Source organism: Burkholderia sp. MSh2, assembly GCF_000731655.1.
Classification (GTDB): domain Bacteria; phylum Pseudomonadota; class Gammaproteobacteria; order Burkholderiales; family Burkholderiaceae; genus Burkholderia; species Burkholderia paludis.
This window is the reverse complement of record NZ_JPGM01000003.1, coordinates 74,753-92,384: the sequence shown is the minus strand read 5'-3', so window position 1 is coordinate 92,384 and position 17,632 is coordinate 74,753. Positions and strand designations below refer to the sequence as shown.

Below are 17,632 nucleotides of genomic sequence, written 5' to 3'. Positions count from 1 at the left end.
CCACCCGATACCGACCGCCGCCATGAAATCCGCCGTCCCGCCTTCGCTGGTTCGCCCCGTCCATCTCGTGCCGTCGCAAGGCGCCGCGCTGTCGCCGCTGTTCGAGCGGCTGCGCCGTGAAATGCGCGGCGACGTCTACGCCGATCGCGCGAGCCGCGGCCGCTACGCGACCGACGCCTCGATCTACCAGATCATGCCGCTCGGCGTGGTCGTGCCGCGCGACCAGGACGACCTGCGGATCGCGCTCGACATCGCGCGCGACCGCAAGATCCCCGTGCTCGCGCGCGGCGCCGGCACGAGCCAGTGCGGGCAGACGGTCGGCGAGGCGCTCGTCGTCGACCACAGCAAATGGCTGAACCGGATCGTCGAATTCGACGCGCAGGCGCGCACCGTCACCGTGGAGCCCGGCATCGTGCTCGACCATCTGAACGCGTGGCTGAAGCCGCACGGGCTGTGGTTCCCGGTCGACGTGTCGACCGGCGCGCAATGCACGATCGGCGGGATGGCCGGCAACAACTCGTGCGGATCGCGCTCGATCGAGTACGGCAACATGGTGCACAACGTGCTGGCGATCGACGCGATCCTCGCCGACGGCAGCGAATGCCGGTTCGGTTCGCTCGCGCAGCCCGTTACCGATCGCCGCACGCTCGAGCTGCTGCACGGCGTCGAACGGATCGCGAAGCGCGAGCGCGACGAGCTCGTCGAGCGCGTGCCGAAGGTGCTGCGCCGCGTGGCCGGCTACAACCTCGACCTGTTCGACTGCCAGAACCCGCGTGCGTACACCGACGACGGCCACGCGAATCTCGCGCACCTGCTCGTCGGCTCGGAAGGCACACTCGCCCACAGCCGCCAGATCACGCTGAAGCTCGCGCCGCTGCCCGCGCACAAGACGCTCGGCGTCGTGAACTTCCCGACCTTCTACCAGGCGATGGACACCGCGCAGCACATCGTGAAGCTGAAGCCGGCGGCCGTCGAGCTCGTCGATCGCACGATGATCGACCTGTCGATGGAGAACCCGGCGTTCCGGCCGGTGATCGGGCAGGCGCTGGTCGGGCGGCCGCAGGCGATCCTGCTGGTCGAATTCGCGGGCGAATCGCGCGACGCGCAGCGCGCGCAGCTCGACCGGCTCGACGAGCTGATGGGCGATCTCGGCCTGCCCGGCAGCGTCGTGAAGATGACCGACGCGGGGGCGCAGAAGGCGCTGTGGGAGGTGCGCAAGGCCGGGCTGAACATCATGATGAGCATGAAGGGCGACGGCAAGCCGGTGTCGTTCATCGAGGATTGCGCGGTGCCGCTCGAACATCTCGCCGAGTACACGCGCCGCCTGACCGACGTGTTCCACAAGCACGAAACCGAAGGCACGTGGTACGCGCACGCCAGCGTCGGCACGCTGCACGTGCGGCCGATCCTCGACATGCGGCGCGACGGCGCGACGCGCATGCGCGAGATCGCGGAAGAGGCCTCGGCGCTCGTGCGCGAGTACAAGGGCGCGTATTCGGGCGAGCACGGCGACGGGCTGTGCCGCGGCGAATGGGTTGCGTGGCAGTACGGCCCGCGCCTCAATGCGGCGTTCGCGGAGATCAAGACGCTGTTCGATCCGGACAACCGCTTCAACCCCGACAAGATCGTCAACCCGCCGCGCATGGATGCGCGCGAGAACTTCCGCTTCGCGCCCGGCTATGCGGCGCTGCCGCTGCGGCCCGCGCTCGACTGGTCGGCCTGGAACGTCACGCGCAACCCGCTGACCGGCGACGAAACCGCGCCCGGCACGGGCGCCGACGTCACGCACGGGCTCGCGTCGGCCGTCGAGATGTGCAACAACAACGGCCACTGCCGCAAGTTCGATGCGGGCACGATGTGCCCGAGCTATCGCGTGACGCGCGACGAGCAGCACGTGACGCGCGGCCGCGCGAACACGCTGCGGCTCGCGGTGACGGGGCAGCTCGGCGCGGACGGCCTCGCCGGCGACGACGTGAAGGCCGCGCTCGACCTGTGCGTGTCGTGCAAGGGCTGCAAGCGCGATTGCCCGACGGGCGTCGACATGGCGCGCTTCAAGATCGAGGCGCGCCATGCGCGGCATCGCAAGCACGGCGCGACGCTGCGCGAACGGCTCGTCGCGTACCTGCCGCGCTATGCGCCGTGGGCGGCGCGGATGCGCGGCGCGATCGCGTTCGCGAACGGCGTGCCGGTCGTCGCGCCCGCGCTGAAGCGCTGGATCGGCCTTGCGCCGCAGCGTGCGCTGCCTTCGTTTGCGCGGCCGTTCCTGGCGGACGCGGATGCCGTTGCGACCTCGACGCCCGCGCAAGCCGGCGCGGCGACCCGCGACGTGCTGCTGTTCGTCGACACGTTCAGCAACTACCAGGAACCGGACAACGCACGCGCCGCGCAGGCCGTGCTCGAAGCGGCCGGCTATACCGTGCATTTCAACGTGCGCAAGGACGAACGGCCACTGTGCTGCGGCCGCACGTTCCTGTCGGCCGGCCTCGTGGACGAAGCGAAGGCCGAGGCAAGGCGCACGCTCGACACGCTGCGGCCGTACCTCGAACGCGGCGTCGCGATCGTCGGGCTGGAGCCGTCATGCCTGCTGTCGATGCGCGACGAGTTTCTCGCTTACGGCTACGGCGACGAAGCGGCGCGGCTCGCGCGCCATGCGTTCCTGTTCGAGGAGTTTCTCGTGCGCGAGCACGACGCCGGCCGGCTGCGCCTGCCGCTGCGCGGGATCGACGCGCCCGAGGCGCTGGTGCACGGCCACTGCCACCAGAAGGCCTTCGACGCGTTCACGCCGGTGCAGGCCGTGCTGCGCTGGATTCCGGGCCTCAAGGTGTCGCCGGTCGAATCGTCGTGCTGCGGGATGGCCGGCAGCTTCGGCTACGAAGCCGAACACTACGACGCGTCGCAGGCGATGGCCGAGCTGTCGCTGCTGCCGGCGGTGCGCGCGCGGGCCGACGGCGCGATCGTCGTCGCGGACGGCACGAGTTGCCGGCATCAGATCAGGGACGGCGCGCGGACGCAGGCCGTGCATGTGGCCAGGGTGCTGGCGCAGGCGTTGAACGACCGATGACCCGGGCGGGCGTCACCGCGGCTCGCCCATCCCGCCCATCAGCGTCATCAGCTGTTCGCGCAACCACCGGCTGCCCTGATCCTGATCGGCGCTGCGATGCCAGTAGCAGAAGTATTCGAGGCCCGGCATCTCGAACGGCAGTTCGAGAATGCGCGCCGGGTAGCGCTGAAGCAACCGCAGCGGCGCCGTCAGCGCGAGATCGCCGCGCATCGCGATCAGCGGCGCGACCATGTAGTGCTGCACGCGCATCTGGATGGTGCGGCGCAGCCCGAGGCGCGTCAGTTCCGCATCGACGTGCCCGCTGCCCTTGCGGCGGCTCGACACGTGGATGTGTCCCATCGACAGGTAGTCGTCCATGGTGAGCGTCGCGCCCTTGAACGGGTGATCTTCCCGGATCATGCACGCATAGCGGTCGCGCACGAGCAGCGCCTGGTGCAGGTGCGGATCGCCGATCAGCGGCGCGTCGATCGCGATGTCGACCGAGCCGCTCGCGAGCGCGGTCGCGACCTCGCGGCGATCCATCGTGTAGCTGCGCACGTGCATGCCGGGCGCATGGGTCTGCAGCAGCTCGCCGAGCGCGGGCAGCAGCAGCGCTTCGGTGAGGTCGCTCATGCTCATCCGGAACACGCGCGTGGACGACGCGGGATCGAACACGTCGCCTTCGTGCGCACTCGAATCGAGCAGCTGCATCGCCTCGCGCACGCGTCCGACGATGTTCTCGGCCAGCGGCGTCGGCATCATCCCGGCCGGCGTGCTGACGAACAGCGGATCGTCGAGGGTCTTGCGCAGCCGCGCGAGCGCGTTGCTGACGGCCGGCTGCGTGAGATGCAGCACCTCGGCCGCCCGCGTCAGGTTGCGCTTGGTGTAGATCGCGTCGAATACGACGAACAGGTTCAGGTCAATCTTCGAGAGGCGCATCGCCGGATCTCCTTGCCGGCATCTTACGGCGCGCGCCGCCCGTTCGTCCACGCCCCTGCGCATCGCGGCGCGGCGCTCAGCCGCGCGGCGGCGGCGTCAGGTACGCGGCCGTCGAACCCGGCTCGCCGTCCTTGATCTCCATCCGCGCGATCGCCTGCAGATGCACCTCGTCCGGGCCGTCCGCGAAGCGCAGCGCGCGGCCCCAGGTCCACAGGTCGGCGAGCGGCGTATCGGGGCTCAACCCCGCCGCGCCGAACACCTGCATCGCACGATCGCAGACGTTCGTATATACCGTCGGCACGAGCGCCTTGATCATCGCGATTTCCTTGCGCGCGGCCTTCGCGCCGACCTTGTCGATCATCCATGCGGCCTTCAGCACGAGCAGGCGCGCCTGGTCGATCTCGATGCGCGATCGCGCGATCCATTCCCCCACCGTGCCGTGCCGGTTCAGCGGCTTGCCGAACGCCACGCGCGACTGCGCGCGGTCGATCATCAGTTCCAGCGCGAGCTCGGCCGCGCCGATCGAACGCATGCAGTGGTGGATGCGGCCCGGCCCCAGGCGCGCCTGCGCGAGCGCGAAGCCGCTGCCTTCCTGGCCGAGCAGGTTGCGCACCGGCACGCGCACGTTGTCGAACGTGATCTCGCAATGCCCTTCCGGCGCGTGGTGATTCACCACCGTGATGTTGCGCACGATCGTCACGCCCGGCGTGTCGCGCGGCACGAGGATCATGCTCTGCTGCTGGTGCGACTCGGCCTCGGGGTCGGTCTTGCCCATCACGATGAAAATCCGGCAGTTCGGATGCGCGGCGTTGGTGATGAACCACTTGCGGCCGTTGATCACGTATTCGTCGCCGACGCGCTCGATGCGGGTCGTGATGTTCGTCGCGTCCGACGACGCCACGTCGGGCTCCGTCATCGCGAACGCGGAGCGGATCTCGCCGCGCAGCAGCGGCAGCAGCCACTGCTCGCGCTGCTCCGGCGTCGCGAACATGTGCAGCAGCTCCATGTTGCCGGTATCCGGCGCGTTGCAGTTGAACACCTCCGACGCCCAGCCCACCCGCCCCATGATCTCGGCGAGCGGCGCGTATTCGAGATTCGTCAGGCCCACGCCGGGCTCGTCGTCCTTCAGGTGCGGCAGGAACAGGTTCCACAGCCCTTCCGCTTTCGCGCGCGCCTTCAGGTCTTCCATGAACGACACGGGATACTTGCCCGCATGCACTTCCTCGTTCCACTGGCGAATGCGCGGCACGATGTGCGCGTCCATGAACGCGCGCACGCGCTCGCGCAGTTCTTCCACTTTCGGGGTGTAGCCAAAATCCATGATCGACTCCTCGATTCGGTTCGTCCGGTCAGCTTCGTCCGGTTCGGTCAGAACGCCGAGACACCGCCGTCGACGGCGACGGCCTGCCCGGTCAGATAGGTGTTTTCCTTCGCGCACAGCGTCAGCATCGTCGCGACGATTTCCTCGGGCCGGCCGAGCCGCTTCATCGGCGAGCCCTGCGCGAGAAAGGCCTGGCGGTCGCCGATATCGCCTTCGGTGACCATCGGCGTCGTGCTGTAGAACGGGCACACCGCGTTCACGCGGATGCCGTGGCGCGCGTATTCGAGCGCGGCCGTCTTCGTGAGCCCGACCACCGCATGCTTCGACGCCGCGTACGCGGCCAGCTTCGGCGCGCCGCCGAGCCCTGCCATCGACGCGACGTTCAGGATCACGCCCGCGTGCTGCGTGAGCATCTGGCGGATCTGGTGCTTCATCCCGAAGAACACGCCCTTCGCGTTCACCGCGAAGCTCAGGTCGAGATCGGCTTCGTCGGTATCGATCAGCGCCTTCATCGGCGGCGCGATGCCCGCGTTGTTGATGCCGACGTCGAGCCGCCCGAAGCGGGCCGCGGCCGCCTGCACCAGCGCGGCCACTTCCGCCTCCACGCGCACGTCGCAGCGCCGCGCGATCACGTCCGCACCGGCCGCGCGCAGCGGCGCGGCCACGCGTTCGAGCGCCTCGCCGTGCAGATCGCCGAGCGCCAGCCGCGCGCCCATCGCGGCAAGCTCGCCCGCGAGCAGCGCGCCGAAGCCGCTCGCGGCGCCGGTGATCATCACGGCCTGCCCGGCGTAGCTGTCGATGTTCATCGCGCGCTCAGATCGTCAGGCCGCCGTCGACGACGATACATTCGCCGTTCGTGTAGCTCGCCGCGTCCGACACCAGATACAGCACGGTGCCGGCCATTTCGTGCGGCTCCGCGTGGCGCTGCAGCGGAATCTTCGCCTTCCACGCGTCGTAGATGTCCTTGTCCGCGAACAGCGCGCCCGCGAACTTCGTCTTCGTGAGGCCCGGCAGCAGCGCGTTCACGCGGATCCCGAGCGGCCCGCACTCCTTCGCGAACGCCTTGGTCATGTTGACGACGGCCGCCTTCGTGATCGAGTAGATGCCCTGCCGGTCGCCCGGCTGCAGCGCGTTCACCGACGCCGTGTTGACGATCGCGCCGCCGCCGTGCGTCTTCATCAGCTTGCCGGCCTCGACCGACATGAAGAAGTAGCCGCGGATGTTCACGTCGACGGTCTTGTCGAACGCGGCGAGGTCGGTATCGAGGATGTGCCCGAAATACGGGTTCGCGGCCGCGTTGTTCACCAGGATGTCGAGCCGCCCGTGCTTGCCGCGGATGTGCTCGAACGTCGCGGCGATGTCCTCCAGCCGCCCGACGTGGCAGGCCAGCGCCTCGGCGCTGCCGCCCGCCGCAACGATCGCGTCGGCCACGGCCTGGCAGTCGTCGCGCTTGCGGCTCGACACGATCACGTGCGCGCCCTGCTCCGCCAGCAGTTTTGCGATTTCCTCGCCGATGCCGCGGCTCGCGCCCGTCACGAGGGCGATCTTGCCCGTCAGGTCGAACAGATTCGTTGCCATGTTGCCGTGCTCCTCCATTGATGGAATGTCATGCCGCCGTGCAGTGAAGCCGGCGATCTCAGCGGTGTGCGTCGATCACGCCGACGGCCAGTTCGGCGAGCCGCCCGGCCATCGCGCCGACGCGCAGCGCCTGCTCGCTCGACGCGTTGCCCTGCAGCGCGCGCGCCTTCACGCCCTGCGCGATCGCCGCGAGCCGGAAGAAACTGAACGCGAGATAGAAGTGCCAGTCGCGGATCGGCTCGATGCCGCGCAGTTCGCAATAGCGCGCGACGATCGCCGCTTCGTCCGGGATGCCGAGCGCCGCGCGATCCTGGCCCGCGAGCCCGCGCACCTGCCCGCCGGCCGGCAGCCGCAGGCACATGCAGAAATACGCGAGATCGGCGAGCGGGTTGCCGAGCGTCGACAGTTCCCAGTCGAGCACGGCCTGCACGCGGTAGCCGTCGCGCGCGAACATCAGGTTGTCGATCCGGAAATCGCCGTGCACCAGCGCCGGCCGGCCCATATCCTCGGGGCACGCCTTCGGCAGCCAGTCGATCAGCGTCTCCATCGCGTCGAGGCGCTCCGTTTCGGCCGCGCGATACTGCTTCGTCCACACGCCGATCTGGCGTTCGAAATAGTTGCCGGGGCGGCCGTAGTCGGCCAGGCCCACCGCGTCGACGTCGACGTCGTGCAGCGCGGCCATCGTCCGCAGCAGCGCGTCGTAGCAGGCCGCCCGATCGTCCTTCGGCAGTTCCGGCAGCGCGGGATCCCAGAAGATCCGGCCGTCCTCGAAGCTCATCACGTAGAACAGGCTGCCGATCACGTCGCGGTCGACGCAGAGGTGATACGGGTGCGCGACCGGCACCGCGGTGCCCGACAGCGCGGTCAGCACGCGGAATTCGCGGTCGACCGCGTGCGCGGACTTCAGCAGTTCGCCCGGCGGCTGGCGGCGCAGCACGTAGCGGCCGCTCTTCGCGTTCAGCAGGAAAGTCGGATTCGACTGGCCGCCGGCAAACTTCTCCATGTCGACCGGGCCTTCGAAGCCCGGCAGGTGCGTTTCCAGATAGCGCGTGAGGCGGGCTGCGTCGAGTTGCTGGGAAGGGTTCGTCATCGTCGCGATCGTTCGTGGGTCAGCCGTAGGTTCGCAGCGCGTGCCGTTCGGGATCCTCCAGATGCGGGATGCCGTTGAACGACGCGAGGTGGAACGCATCGGCGTTGAAGAAAAACTGCGAAAGACTGCTGTTGCGGATCTGCAGGTTCAGCGCGATCGCGCTCGACGGCGGCGCGGCGAGCACCTGCTGCACGGTGACCGCGATCGGGCCGCCGGAGCTCACCGCGAGCACGCGCTGGCCGCCGCCGTGGCGGATCGCGGCGCGCGCGTCGGCGACGCGCTGCTGGAAGTGCGCCCAGGTTTCGGGGGCCGCGTCGCCGAGCTTGTCCTCGGTCCACAGCTGCAGCACCTGCCGGAGCGCGCGAAAGTGTGCCTTCATCGAGCCGGCGGCGAGCCGCGCGATCTCCGGATGGTCGTGGGCGGCGGCCGCGAACAGCCCGTGGAAGTCGTATTCGTTCAGGCCCGGATGGCGATCGACCGGCGCGCCCTCGCGGCCCATTCCGCGCAGGATCGCGTCGACCGTCTGCGCGTGGCGGTTCATCGTGCCGCAGATCACGCGGTCGAATGCCAGCCCCTGCCGTGCGAAGTACTCGCCGAGCCAGACGCCCTGCTGCTCGCCGCCCGCGGAAAGCCGGTCGTAGTCGTCGGTGCCGAACGACGCCTGCCCGTGCCGTACCAGAAAGAGTTCAGCCATCGCATGCCCGCCAGATAGAAGGATTCAGCATAGCGAGCGGTCCGGCATTTTTAAAATTTATTTGATGAATGGCCCGGCATTCACCATCGGAATGACCGATTCGCCATTCCGCCACGCCGGCGCGCGCCGCCGGGCCGGCCGACCTATACTGCTCCGCCCGGCCCGATGCAAGGAACCCGCCCATGCCGCATTCCCCGCCCGACAACCTGCCCCGCTACCGCCTGCTGACAGGCAAGGACGACGCCGCGTTCTGCCATCGCGTTTCGGACGCGCTGGCGCTCGGCTACCGCCTGTACGGATCGCCCGCCGCCACCTTCAACGGCGACCACGTCGTCGTCGCGCAGGCGCTGCTCTGGCCGGACCGCCCCGGCGATCCCGACGGCCCTTCCGGCGCCTGATCGCGGCGGGCGGCGGGCGCACCGGTGCGCCTTGTTTCGCGCTCGCAGGTCCGGCCGTTCCGGCAGGGCCGCCTCCTCCGTTCGGCGGCACAAGCCGTGCGGTAGTATGGCGATCCGATGGAACCCCGATGGACCTGAACGAATGGCCATGCCCGAATCCTCCTCATCTTCCGGCGCCGGCCAGGGCGCCCAGGCGCTCGTCCTCATTGCCGAGGACGAGCCCGAGATCGCCGAGATCCTGATCGCCTATTTCGCGCGCAACGGCCTGCGCACCGTGCACGCCGCCGACGGCCGCCGCGCGCTCGAACTTCACCTGTCGCTGAAGCCCGACCTCGTGCTGCTCGACGTGCAGATGCCGCACGTCGACGGCTGGAAAGTGCTCGCCGAGATCCGCCATCGCGGCGACACGCCGGTCATCATGCTGACCGCGCTCGACCAGGACATCGACAAGCTGACCGGGCTGCGCATCGGCGCCGACGACTACGTGGTCAAGCCGTTCAACCCGGCCGAAGTCGTCGCGCGCGCGCAGGCCGTGCTGCGCCGCTCGATGGCCGGCACGCGCCAGGAAGAACAGCGCGTGCTGCGCGCCGCGCCGTTCGAGATCGATCTCGAACGCCACGAGGCCACGGTCGAGGTCGGCCGCACGCGCCACACGCTCGTGCTGACGCTCACCGAGTTCAAGCTGCTCGCGCAGCTCGCGCGTGCGCCGCGGCGCGTGTTCAGCCGCGCCGAGCTGATGGCCGCCTGCCTGCCGGAAGGCGATGCGCTGGAACGCACGGTGGACAGCCACGTCAGCAAGCTGCGCAAGAAGCTCGACGATCTCGGCGTACAGGGCGTGCCGGCGAGCGTCCGCGGCGTCGGCTACAAGCTGTGGAGCGGCGAATGAAGCTCGAGGGCCTGAGCCGCCAGATCGCGCTGACGATGGCCGGGATGGTGTTCGGCGTGACGCTGCTGATGGTGATCACCGCCTACACCTTCTATTACTTCGCGTTCAACTACTGGCCCGCGAAATTCGACACGAAGAGCTTGCTGCCGACCGGGCCGGAATGGGTGTGGCTGATCTCGACCACGTCGGTCGGCCTCGCGCTGTCGGTGGCGGTCGCGGTCAATCTCGCGCGCCGCATCCTCGTGCCGCTCAACTCGGTCACGGACAGCATCCGCCGCGTCGCGCGCGGCGATCTCGACGCGCGCGCCGTCGCGGGCGACCGCTCGCTGCACGAAGCCGCGCTGCTCGCCGATCACTTCAACGCGCTCGCCGACGAGCTGCAGCGCGTCACCAACGAGCAGGCCATCTGGAACGCGGCGATCGCGCACGAACTGCGCACGCCCGTGACCGTGCTGCGCGGGCGCCTGCAGGGGCTCGCCGAAGGCGTGTTCCAGCCCGACGAGGCGCAGTTCCGCAGCCTGCTCGCGCAGGTCGAGGGGCTGACGCGGCTGATCGAGGATCTGCGCGTGGTCAGCCTCGCCGACGGCGGCCACCTGAGCATCGAGATCCGCGACACCGACCTCGCCGCCGAGGTGCGCGCCGTGGTCGACGTGTTCGCGCACGCGCTGCAGGCCGCCGGCCAGCGCCCGGTACTCGATCTCGACCCGCGGCGCATGGGCTGCGACCCGGTTCGCATCCGCCAGGCCCTGCTCGCGCTGCTGGAAAATGCGCGCCGTCACGCGGTGCCCGGCACGATCCGGATCCAGACGCGCGTCGAGCGCGGCCTGTGCCGGCTGCGCGTCGAGGACGACGGCCCCGGCATCCCGGCCGATTTCGCGGCGCACGTGTTCAAGGCCTTCCGGCGCGGCGACGAATCGCAGCCCGGCGGCAGCGGGCTCGGGCTCGCCGTCGTCGCGGCGATCGCGCATGCACATCGCGGCGAAGCCGTCTGCATGCCGTCCGGGGCGGGCGGCACGCGATTCGAAGTGCAATGGCCCGACAACCTCGTGCCGACGCCCCACGACGCGCGCTTTCCGGCGTAAGGCGGCGCTCCGCCCCCTCAAGCGCGCGGTTCGCGCCCGACCTGCTCGAGCGGCGGGCTGAACCCGAGCACCGTGTACTCGGTCACGGACACCGTCCCCTTGCCAGCCGCGCCCTGCACGACCACCGCGCGCACGGCGCCGGCCCGGTCGAATTTCAGGCGCGTGCCGACCGTCGCGTTGCGCAGCGCCTCCAGTTCCTCGATCCGCGCGATCGCCAGCTTGCGCACCGCGCCGGACACGTACACCGGCAGGAACACCAGCGCGATGAAGATCGACACCGCTTCCTTCGACACGCTGTCCAGCACCGGCTGGCCGGACATCACGAGCGACAGCGACGTCGCGGCGACGAAGATCGCGAGCACGGTCGCGCCGACGCCGAGCGACGAGAAGCGCTCGGCCGCCTTCTTCATGCGCGCCTTCACGAGCGCGCGTGCGGCCGCGGACGTCACGAGCCATTCGCGCTGCGCGCCGTAGAACCCGCCGATGCCGAGAAACAGCGTCGCCACCGCGCTGATGGCGATGCTCGGGTACAGCGCTTCGAACATCATGCAGACGAATTCGAGCACGAACACGATCACGAGCGGCCCCAGCAGCAGACGGAACGAATAGCCGTCGCGGCCGTGCCCGCGGATCCACCATTTCACCGGCGCGAGCTGCCAGAAGCGGCTCTCCGGGCGCAGCGAAAGTTCTTCGTTGTCGGTCAATGCTTCACCTGTGGCGTTCCGTTGCGTCCGGCCCGGCCGGAACAGGATTGAATACCCGGGGTTATCGATTGATCCCAAAGATTCATTAGACAGTGTCTCCGCCGCCGCGCGATGCTGGCCTCGCCAGTGAACGCGGCGTCATCGCCATGCCGCGCACGAACATGGAGTGAGACACATGCCCAACGACCATCGTCAACGGCGCCACACGCTGTGGCTGCTGTGCGCGCTTTCGTTCATCCTCTACGTCGACCGCGTCAACCTCGCGACCGCGGCCGGCGCGATCAAGGCCGAACTCGGCCTGTCGAATACCGAGCTCGGCGTCGCATTTTCCGCGTTCGCGTATTCGTATGCAATCTGCCAGATCGGCGGCGGCTGGATCGCCGACCGGTTCGGCGCCCGCATCACGCTGATCGGCTGCGGGCTGATCTGGGTCGCCTCCACCTTCATGACGGGGCTCGTGCACAGCCTCGGCCTGCTGTTCGCCGCGCGCCTGCTGCTCGGCATCGGCGAAGGCGCGACGCTGCCGGCCCAGGCGCGCGCGATCACGCACTGGTTCCCGCGCGAGCGGCGCGGCGTCGTGCAGGGCTTCACGCATTCGTTCTCGCGGCTCGGCAATGCGGTCACGCCGCCGATCGTCGCCGCGCTGATGACGTGGCTGTCGTGGCGCGCCGCGTTCTTCGTGATCGGCGCGGTGACGCTCGTATGGCTCGCGTGGTGGATCGTCGGCTTCCGCGAACATCCGCGCGTCGACGACGACGGCCGCGCGCGCGCCGCCCGCCCCGCGCCGCCGTCCGGCCCGACGCCGTGGGGGCCGCTGCTGCGCCGGATGGCGCCGGCGATCTTCGTCTACTTCTGCTACGGCTGGACCGCCTGGCTGTTCTTCACGTGGCTGCCGACCTTCTTCCTGAACGGCCAGGGCCTGAACCTGAAATCGACCGCGCTGTTCGCGTCCGGCGTGTTCTTCGCGGGCGTGGTGGGCGACACGCTCGGCGGCTGGCTCTGCGACCGCATCTACCGGAAGACCGGCAACCTCGCGCTGTCGCGCCAGAGCGTGATCGTCGCGAGCTTCGCCGGCGCGCTCGCCTGCCTGCTGCCGCTCGCGTTCGTGCACTCGACGGCCGGCGTCGCGCTGTGCCTGTCCGGGTCGTTCCTGTGCCTCGAACTGACGATCGGGCCGATCTGGGCCGTGCCGAGCGACATCGCGCCGACCCACGCCGGCATCGCGAGCGGGATGATGAACGCCGGTTCCGCGATCTCGGGCATCCTGTCGCCGATCCTGTTCGGCCTGCTCGTCGACCGTACGGGAAGCTGGACGGTGCCGTTCGTCGGCTCGGTCGCGATGCTGCTGATCGGCATCGTCGCCGCGCTGCGGATTCGCCCGGACCGCACGCTGTCGGCATCGCCGCCGCCGCTCGCCGACGCGCCCGCCGCACCGTCGGTGCGTTGAAACCGCCCCCGCGCCGCCGGCGCGCCTCGGGCCGCTCCGCGGTGCGCGGACGGCGCGGACGGCGCGCCGCACCGCGTAGTCAGCCGCCGCCCGCCCCCGCCCCGTCTCCATGAAACAGCGCGAGAAACTGCTGCGCGGGCACGCTCAGCGGCCGGTCGCGCCGCACGAGGCTGCCGTACGACGGCAGCTTCTGTTCGAGCGCGAAATCGATGATCGCGACCAGCCCGTGCTCCGCGTTGCGCTTCGCCACCGTCAGCGGAATCACGCCGAGCATCGGCGAACGGTCGACGAGGTTCATCGTCGTCAGGATCGACCCCGTCTCGACCAGCCCGCGCGGCATCGGCCGGTGCCGCGCGCGGAACTCGCGCTCGACGACCTCGCGCGCCGGGCTGCCGGCCGGCTGCAGGATCCAGGCGTAATCGAGCAGCGCGTCGAATCCGACCGGCCCCGCGCCCGCGAGCGGATGATCGCGGCCCGCGATGATCGCGAGCGCCTCGTCGTCGACCACGCGGAAGTCGCAATCGGTCCCGACGTTGCGGCCGATCACCACTTCGAGCACGCCTTCGCGCAACTGCGGCATCAGCCGGTCGCTCGTGTCCACCGCGATGTCGATCGCGAGCAGCGGATACCGCGCCTTCAGTTGCACCAGCGCCTCGGTCAGCCGCCCCGGCGACGCCGCCATGATGCTGCCGATCGCGAGCCGCCCCGCGCTGCCGAGCTGCAGCTCGCCGAGCTCGCGGTTCAGCGCCTCCACACTGCCGCGAATTCCGCGGAAATAGCCGAGCACGCGCTCGCCGGCCGGATTCACCACGAGCCCGCGCCCGATCCGGTCGAACAGCCGCTGGCCGAGCGCGCTCTCCAGCTCGGCCAGCATCTTCGTCGCGGCCGGCTGCGTGAGGCCCATCTGCTCGGCCGCCGCGCGCAGCGTCGAGCATTCGTCCACGGCCAGCAGCAGCGCGATCTGGCGCATGCGCAGCCGGTTCAGCAACTGCGGGGTCGAGTCTCGTCGGTCGATCGAGCCCATTTCCGATTACTCCTGGTTATCGATTCATCAAGAGTTTTCAATTTACCGACTCATTCCGTCTACCTAGCATGAACCCCATACACGAACGGCCACGCGCCGCCACCGGAGACACCGCATGAACGCCCCCTCGACCGCCTCCCCCCTGCCCGTCGTCGCACTGACGCTGGGCGACCCCGCCGGCATCGGCGCCGAACTGATCGCGAAACTGCTCGCCCGCCCCGACGCGACCGCCCGCGCGAATCTCGTGCTGATCGGCGATCGCTGGCTGTGGGAAGCCGGCCAGCGCACCGCCGGCGTCACGGTCGACGTCGAACCCGTCGCGTCGCTGGCTGACGTGCGCGGCCGGCCGTCGAGCGCGCGCGCCGCCTTCGTCGAAGTCGACACGATCGATCCCGCGCTGGTCGCCGTCGGCCAGCCCGGCGCGGCCGGCGGCCGCTCGACGCTCGCCGTGCTCGACCGCTGCCTCGACGCGGCGCTCGCCGGCGACATCGACGCGATCTGCTTCGCGCCGCTGAACAAATACGCGATGAAGCTCGGCGGGCTGCGCCACGACGACGAGCTGCACCACTTCGCCGAGGCGCTCGGCGTGACCGGCTATTTCTGCGAATTCAACACGCTCGGCGAACTGTGGACGGCCCGCATCTCGTCGCACATCCCGCTGAAGGACGCGGCCGGCTGCCTGAGCATCGAGCGGATCGAGCAGGCCTCCGAACTGATCTACCGGTCGCTGCTCGCGAACGGCGTCGCGGCGCCGAAGGTGGCGATCGCCGCGTTCAACCCGCACGGCGGCGACGGCGGCAGCTGCGGCCGCGAGGAAGTCGACATCATCGAGCCGGCGGTGCGCAGGCTGCAGTCGCGCGACTGGCCGACCGACGCGCCGTTCCACGGCCCGTTCCCCGCCGACACGATCTTCCTGAAGGCGCAGGCCGGCGATTACCAGGCGATCGTCACGATGTACCACGACCAGGGGCAGATCGCGATCAAGCTGCTCGGCTTCTCGCGCGGCGTGACCGTGCAGGGCGGGCTGCCCGTGCCGATCACGACGCCCGCGCACGGCACCGCGTACGACATCGCGGGTCGCGGCACGGCCGACGTCGGCGCGACCTGGCAGGCGCTGCAGATTGCGTGCCGGATGGGCGCCGCGCGCCGCACCCCCGCCATTCCCGCGTGACGGCCGCGCCGGCCGCCCGCCTTTCACACACGACAACATCGACTCTCGGAGACACGCCATGAAAATCCGGTCCGTGCGCGCACGCGTATTCCAGTGGAAAGGAAAGACCGTCCCGCCGCAAGGCAACTTCTGCTCGAACGCGATGGATCTGCTGTACGCGCCGCAGGAAACGATGAGCACGTTCCGCTTCCATGCGTGGACGGTCGTCGAGGTCGAGACCGACGACGGCATCGTCGGCCTCGGCAACGTCGCGCTCGCCCCGCACGTCGCGAAGGTCATCATCGACCAGTACCTCGCGCCGCTCGTGATCGGCCAGGACCCGTGGGACTACGAATACCTGAACCAGCGGATGTACCGCGCCACCCACGCGTGGGGCCGCAAGGGCATCGGCATGGCGGCGATCTCGGCGGTCGACATCGCGATCTGGGACATCCTCGGCAAGAGCGTCGGCAAGCCGGTGTTCAAGCTGCTCGGCGGCCGCACCAAGGAAAAGATCCCCTGCTACTACTCGAAGCTCTACCGCACCGACCTGAAGGCGATGCAGGACGAGGCGCAGCAGTACCTGAAGGAAGGCTTCCGCGCCTTCAAGATGCGCTTCGGCTACGGCCCCGCGCACGGGCAGCAGGGCGTGACCGAGAACCTGAAATCGGTCGCGGCGATCCGCGAGGTGATCGGCTACGACAACGACCTGATGCTCGAGTGCTACATGGGCTGGAACCTCGAATATGCGAAGCGCATCCTGCCTAAGCTGGAGAAGTACCAGCCGCGCTGGCTCGAGGAACCGGTGATCGCCGACGACATCGACGGCTACGCGGAGCTGAACCGCCTGACGCGCATCCCGATCTCGGGCGGCGAACACGAATTCTCGCTGTACGGCTTCAAGCAACTGCTCGACCGCAAGGCCGTGTCGGTCGTGCAATACGACACGAACCGCGTCGGCGGGATCACGATGGCGCACAAGATCAACGCGCTGTGCGAGGCGTACAGCGTGCCGGTGATTCCGCACGCGGGCCAGATGCACAACTATCACCTGACGATGAGCACGCTCGCGTCGCCGATGAGCGAGTACTTCCCGATGTTCGACGTCGAGGTCGGCAACGAGCTGTTCTATTACATCTTCGACGGCGAGCCGGTGGCCGAGCACGGCTTCCTGCAACTGCGCGACGACGTGCCGGGCCTCGGCCTCACGCTGAAGACCGAGTACCTCGACCAGTTCGACATCGTCGAGTGAGGCCGATCATGAACGCACGCTACCAGGGCGTCTTTCCGGTCGCGCCGACCATCTTCGATGCGCACGGCGCGCTCGATCTCGACGGCCAGCGCCGCTGTCTCGACTTCATGATCGACGCCGGTTCGCACGGCATCTGCATCCACGCGAACTATTCGGAGCAGTTCGCGCTCGGCGACGACGAACGCGACCTGATCACGCGCACCACGCTCGAGCATGTCGCGGGCCGCGTGCCCGTGATCGTCACGACGTCGCACTTCAGCGCGCGGATCTGCGCGGAACGCAACCGGCGCGCGCAGGCGCTCGGCGCGGCGATGGTGATGGTGATGCCGCCGTACCACGGCGCGACGTTCCGCGTGCCCGACGCGCAGGTGCGGGCGTTCTTCCGCGAAGTCGCCGACGGCCTCGACATTCCGCTGATGATCCAGGACGCGCCCGCGAGCGGCGTCGCACTGCCCGCGTCGCTGCTCGCGACGCTCGCGCGCGAGATCGACGCCGTGTCGTACTTCAAGATCGAGACGGCCGGCGCCGCGTCGAAGCTGCGCGAGCTGATCGCGCTCGGCGGCGCCGCGATCGAGGGGCCGTGGGACGGCGAGGAAGGCATCACGCTGCTCGCCGACCTCGATGCCGGCGCAACCGGCGCGATGACGGGCGGCGGCTATCCGGACGGAATCCGCCGGATCACCGACGCGTATTTCGCCGGGCGCCGCGACGAAGCGTACGCGCAGTACGCGCGCTGGCTGCCGCTCATCAACTACGAGAACCGCCAGTCGGGCTTCCTGACCGCGAAGGCGCTGATGCGGGAAGGCGGCGTGATCGCGTGCGACCGGCCGCGCTCGCCGTGGCCCGAACTGCATCCGCAGGTGCGCGCCGGCCTGCTCGACACGGCGCGGCGTCTCGATCCGCTCGTGCTGCGCTGGGGGCGCTAGACACAGGTTCACCCGTGCGATGTCGCGACGCCGCGGCGTCGCGCAACGACGGCCGGCGCGATGCCGGCGCGTCAAGGCGTGACGGCGGTCCGTCAGAAGAC

General features: G+C 69.5%; 16 protein-coding genes. 8 read left to right on the top strand and 8 right to left on the bottom strand.

Annotated elements, in window-relative coordinates; translation table 11 throughout:
- Positions 1 to 22: 22 nt before the first annotated feature.
- The gene (locus GQ57_RS01825) at positions 23 to 3,061 is read left to right on the top strand and encodes an FAD-binding and (Fe-S)-binding domain-containing protein (protein ID WP_034196915.1); all 3,039 of its coding nucleotides are present in this window, start codon (positions 23 to 25) and stop codon (positions 3,059 to 3,061) included.
- A gap of 12 nt (positions 3,062 to 3,073) precedes the next feature.
- Here GQ57_RS01825 and GQ57_RS01820 read toward each other — a convergent pair whose 3' ends face one another.
- From GQ57_RS01820 to GQ57_RS01795, 6 genes are all read right to left on the bottom strand, one after another.
- Positions 3,074 to 3,979, bottom strand: coding sequence for a LysR family transcriptional regulator (locus GQ57_RS01820; protein ID WP_031397245.1), 906 nt, complete (start codon positions 3,977 to 3,979; stop codon positions 3,074 to 3,076).
- A 76-nt stretch (positions 3,980 to 4,055) separates the two neighbouring features.
- A complete protein-coding gene (locus tag GQ57_RS01815; RefSeq protein WP_034196914.1) occupies positions 4,056 to 5,300 on the bottom strand; it encodes an acyl-CoA dehydrogenase family protein in 1,245 nt (414 codons plus the stop codon).
- A 47-nt stretch (positions 5,301 to 5,347) separates the two neighbouring features.
- A complete protein-coding gene (locus GQ57_RS01810; protein WP_031397243.1) occupies positions 5,348 to 6,106 on the bottom strand; it encodes an SDR family NAD(P)-dependent oxidoreductase in 759 nt (252 codons plus the stop codon).
- A 7-nt stretch (positions 6,107 to 6,113) separates the two neighbouring features.
- Positions 6,114 to 6,878, bottom strand: a complete 765-nt coding sequence (locus GQ57_RS01805; protein WP_031397242.1) for an SDR family oxidoreductase — start codon at positions 6,876 to 6,878, stop codon at positions 6,114 to 6,116.
- Positions 6,879 to 6,936: 58 nt separating this feature from the next.
- Positions 6,937 to 7,968, bottom strand: a complete 1,032-nt coding sequence (locus tag GQ57_RS01800; protein WP_034196913.1) for a phosphotransferase — start codon at positions 7,966 to 7,968, stop codon at positions 6,937 to 6,939.
- A gap of 19 nt (positions 7,969 to 7,987) precedes the next feature.
- Positions 7,988 to 8,662 carry a histidine phosphatase family protein gene (locus GQ57_RS01795; RefSeq protein ID WP_031397240.1) on the bottom strand — a complete coding sequence of 225 codons (675 nt, stop codon included), beginning with the start codon at positions 8,660 to 8,662 and terminating at the stop codon, positions 7,988 to 7,990.
- A gap of 182 nt (positions 8,663 to 8,844) precedes the next feature.
- Here GQ57_RS01795 and GQ57_RS01790 point away from each other — a divergent pair, with 182 nt between their 5' ends.
- From GQ57_RS01790 to GQ57_RS01780, 3 genes are all read left to right on the top strand, one after another.
- Complete coding sequence (locus GQ57_RS01790) at positions 8,845 to 9,060, top strand: DUF1737 domain-containing protein (protein ID WP_031397239.1); 216 nt, start codon at positions 8,845 to 8,847, stop codon at positions 9,058 to 9,060.
- Positions 9,061 to 9,208: 148 nt separating this feature from the next.
- Positions 9,209 to 9,946 carry a response regulator gene (locus GQ57_RS01785; protein ID WP_031397238.1) on the top strand — a complete coding sequence of 246 codons (738 nt, stop codon included), beginning with the start codon at positions 9,209 to 9,211 and terminating at the stop codon, positions 9,944 to 9,946.
- Entirely contained in the window at positions 9,943 to 11,028 is a 1,086-nt protein-coding gene (locus tag GQ57_RS01780) for an ATP-binding protein (protein WP_034196912.1), read from the top strand. Before GQ57_RS01785 ends, GQ57_RS01780 begins: the two co-directional genes overlap by 4 nt.
- 17 nt (positions 11,029 to 11,045) lie before the next feature.
- On the opposite strand, the gene GQ57_RS01775 is transcribed toward GQ57_RS01780, so the two are convergent.
- On the bottom strand, positions 11,046 to 11,732 hold the full coding sequence (locus tag GQ57_RS01775) for a hypothetical protein (protein ID WP_034196911.1): 687 nt from the start codon (positions 11,730 to 11,732) through the stop codon (positions 11,046 to 11,048).
- Between the two features lie 175 nt (positions 11,733 to 11,907).
- Between GQ57_RS01775 and GQ57_RS01770 the strand changes: the two genes are divergently transcribed.
- Positions 11,908 to 13,179 carry an MFS transporter gene (locus GQ57_RS01770; protein WP_034196910.1) on the top strand — a complete coding sequence of 424 codons (1,272 nt, stop codon included), beginning with the start codon at positions 11,908 to 11,910 and terminating at the stop codon, positions 13,177 to 13,179.
- Positions 13,180 to 13,258: 79 nt separating this feature from the next.
- Here GQ57_RS01770 and GQ57_RS01765 read toward each other — a convergent pair whose 3' ends face one another.
- A complete protein-coding gene (locus GQ57_RS01765; RefSeq protein ID WP_034196909.1) occupies positions 13,259 to 14,203 on the bottom strand; it encodes a LysR family transcriptional regulator in 945 nt (314 codons plus the stop codon).
- Between the two features lie 115 nt (positions 14,204 to 14,318).
- On the opposite strand from GQ57_RS01765, the gene GQ57_RS01760 reads away from it, so the two are divergent.
- The 3 genes from GQ57_RS01760 to GQ57_RS01750 are packed head-to-tail and all read left to right on the top strand — an operon-like array spanning position 14,319 to position 17,531.
- On the top strand, positions 14,319 to 15,374 hold the full coding sequence (locus tag GQ57_RS01760) for a 4-hydroxythreonine-4-phosphate dehydrogenase PdxA (protein WP_034196908.1): 1,056 nt from the start codon (positions 14,319 to 14,321) through the stop codon (positions 15,372 to 15,374).
- Positions 15,375 to 15,432: 58 nt separating this feature from the next.
- On the top strand, positions 15,433 to 16,605 hold the full coding sequence (locus tag GQ57_RS01755; RefSeq protein ID WP_034196907.1) for an L-rhamnonate dehydratase: 1,173 nt from the start codon (positions 15,433 to 15,435) through the stop codon (positions 16,603 to 16,605).
- Positions 16,606 to 16,613: 8 nt separating this feature from the next.
- A complete protein-coding gene (locus tag GQ57_RS01750; RefSeq protein WP_034196906.1) occupies positions 16,614 to 17,531 on the top strand; it encodes a dihydrodipicolinate synthase family protein in 918 nt (305 codons plus the stop codon).
- The last annotated feature ends 101 nt before the right edge of the window (positions 17,532 to 17,632 follow it).

Coding starts and splice junctions, on each gene's coding strand:
- GQ57_RS01800 (WP_034196913.1), bottom strand. CDS start 7,968: ATGACGAACCCTTCCCAGCAACTCGACGCAGCCCGCCTCACGCGCTAT.
- GQ57_RS01825 (WP_034196915.1), top strand. CDS start 23: ATGAAATCCGCCGTCCCGCCTTCGCTGGTTCGCCCCGTCCATCTCGTG.
- GQ57_RS01820 (WP_031397245.1), bottom strand. CDS start 3,979: ATGCGCCTCTCGAAGATTGACCTGAACCTGTTCGTCGTATTCGACGCG.
- GQ57_RS01795 (WP_031397240.1), bottom strand. CDS start 8,662: ATGGCTGAACTCTTTCTGGTACGGCACGGGCAGGCGTCGTTCGGCACC.
- GQ57_RS01770 (WP_034196910.1), top strand. CDS start 11,908: ATGCCCAACGACCATCGTCAACGGCGCCACACGCTGTGGCTGCTGTGC.
- GQ57_RS01785 (WP_031397238.1), top strand. CDS start 9,209: ATGCCCGAATCCTCCTCATCTTCCGGCGCCGGCCAGGGCGCCCAGGCG.
- GQ57_RS01780 (WP_034196912.1), top strand. CDS start 9,943: ATGAAGCTCGAGGGCCTGAGCCGCCAGATCGCGCTGACGATGGCCGGG.
- GQ57_RS01810 (WP_031397243.1), bottom strand. CDS start 6,106: ATGAACATCGACAGCTACGCCGGGCAGGCCGTGATGATCACCGGCGCC.
- GQ57_RS01755 (WP_034196907.1), top strand. CDS start 15,433: ATGAAAATCCGGTCCGTGCGCGCACGCGTATTCCAGTGGAAAGGAAAG.
- GQ57_RS01750 (WP_034196906.1), top strand. CDS start 16,614: ATGAACGCACGCTACCAGGGCGTCTTTCCGGTCGCGCCGACCATCTTC.
- GQ57_RS01765 (WP_034196909.1), bottom strand. CDS start 14,203: ATGGGCTCGATCGACCGACGAGACTCGACCCCGCAGTTGCTGAACCGG.
- GQ57_RS01790 (WP_031397239.1), top strand. CDS start 8,845: ATGCCGCATTCCCCGCCCGACAACCTGCCCCGCTACCGCCTGCTGACA.
- GQ57_RS01760 (WP_034196908.1), top strand. CDS start 14,319: ATGAACGCCCCCTCGACCGCCTCCCCCCTGCCCGTCGTCGCACTGACG.
- GQ57_RS01815 (WP_034196914.1), bottom strand. CDS start 5,300: ATGGATTTTGGCTACACCCCGAAAGTGGAAGAACTGCGCGAGCGCGTG.
- GQ57_RS01805 (WP_031397242.1), bottom strand. CDS start 6,878: ATGGCAACGAATCTGTTCGACCTGACGGGCAAGATCGCCCTCGTGACG.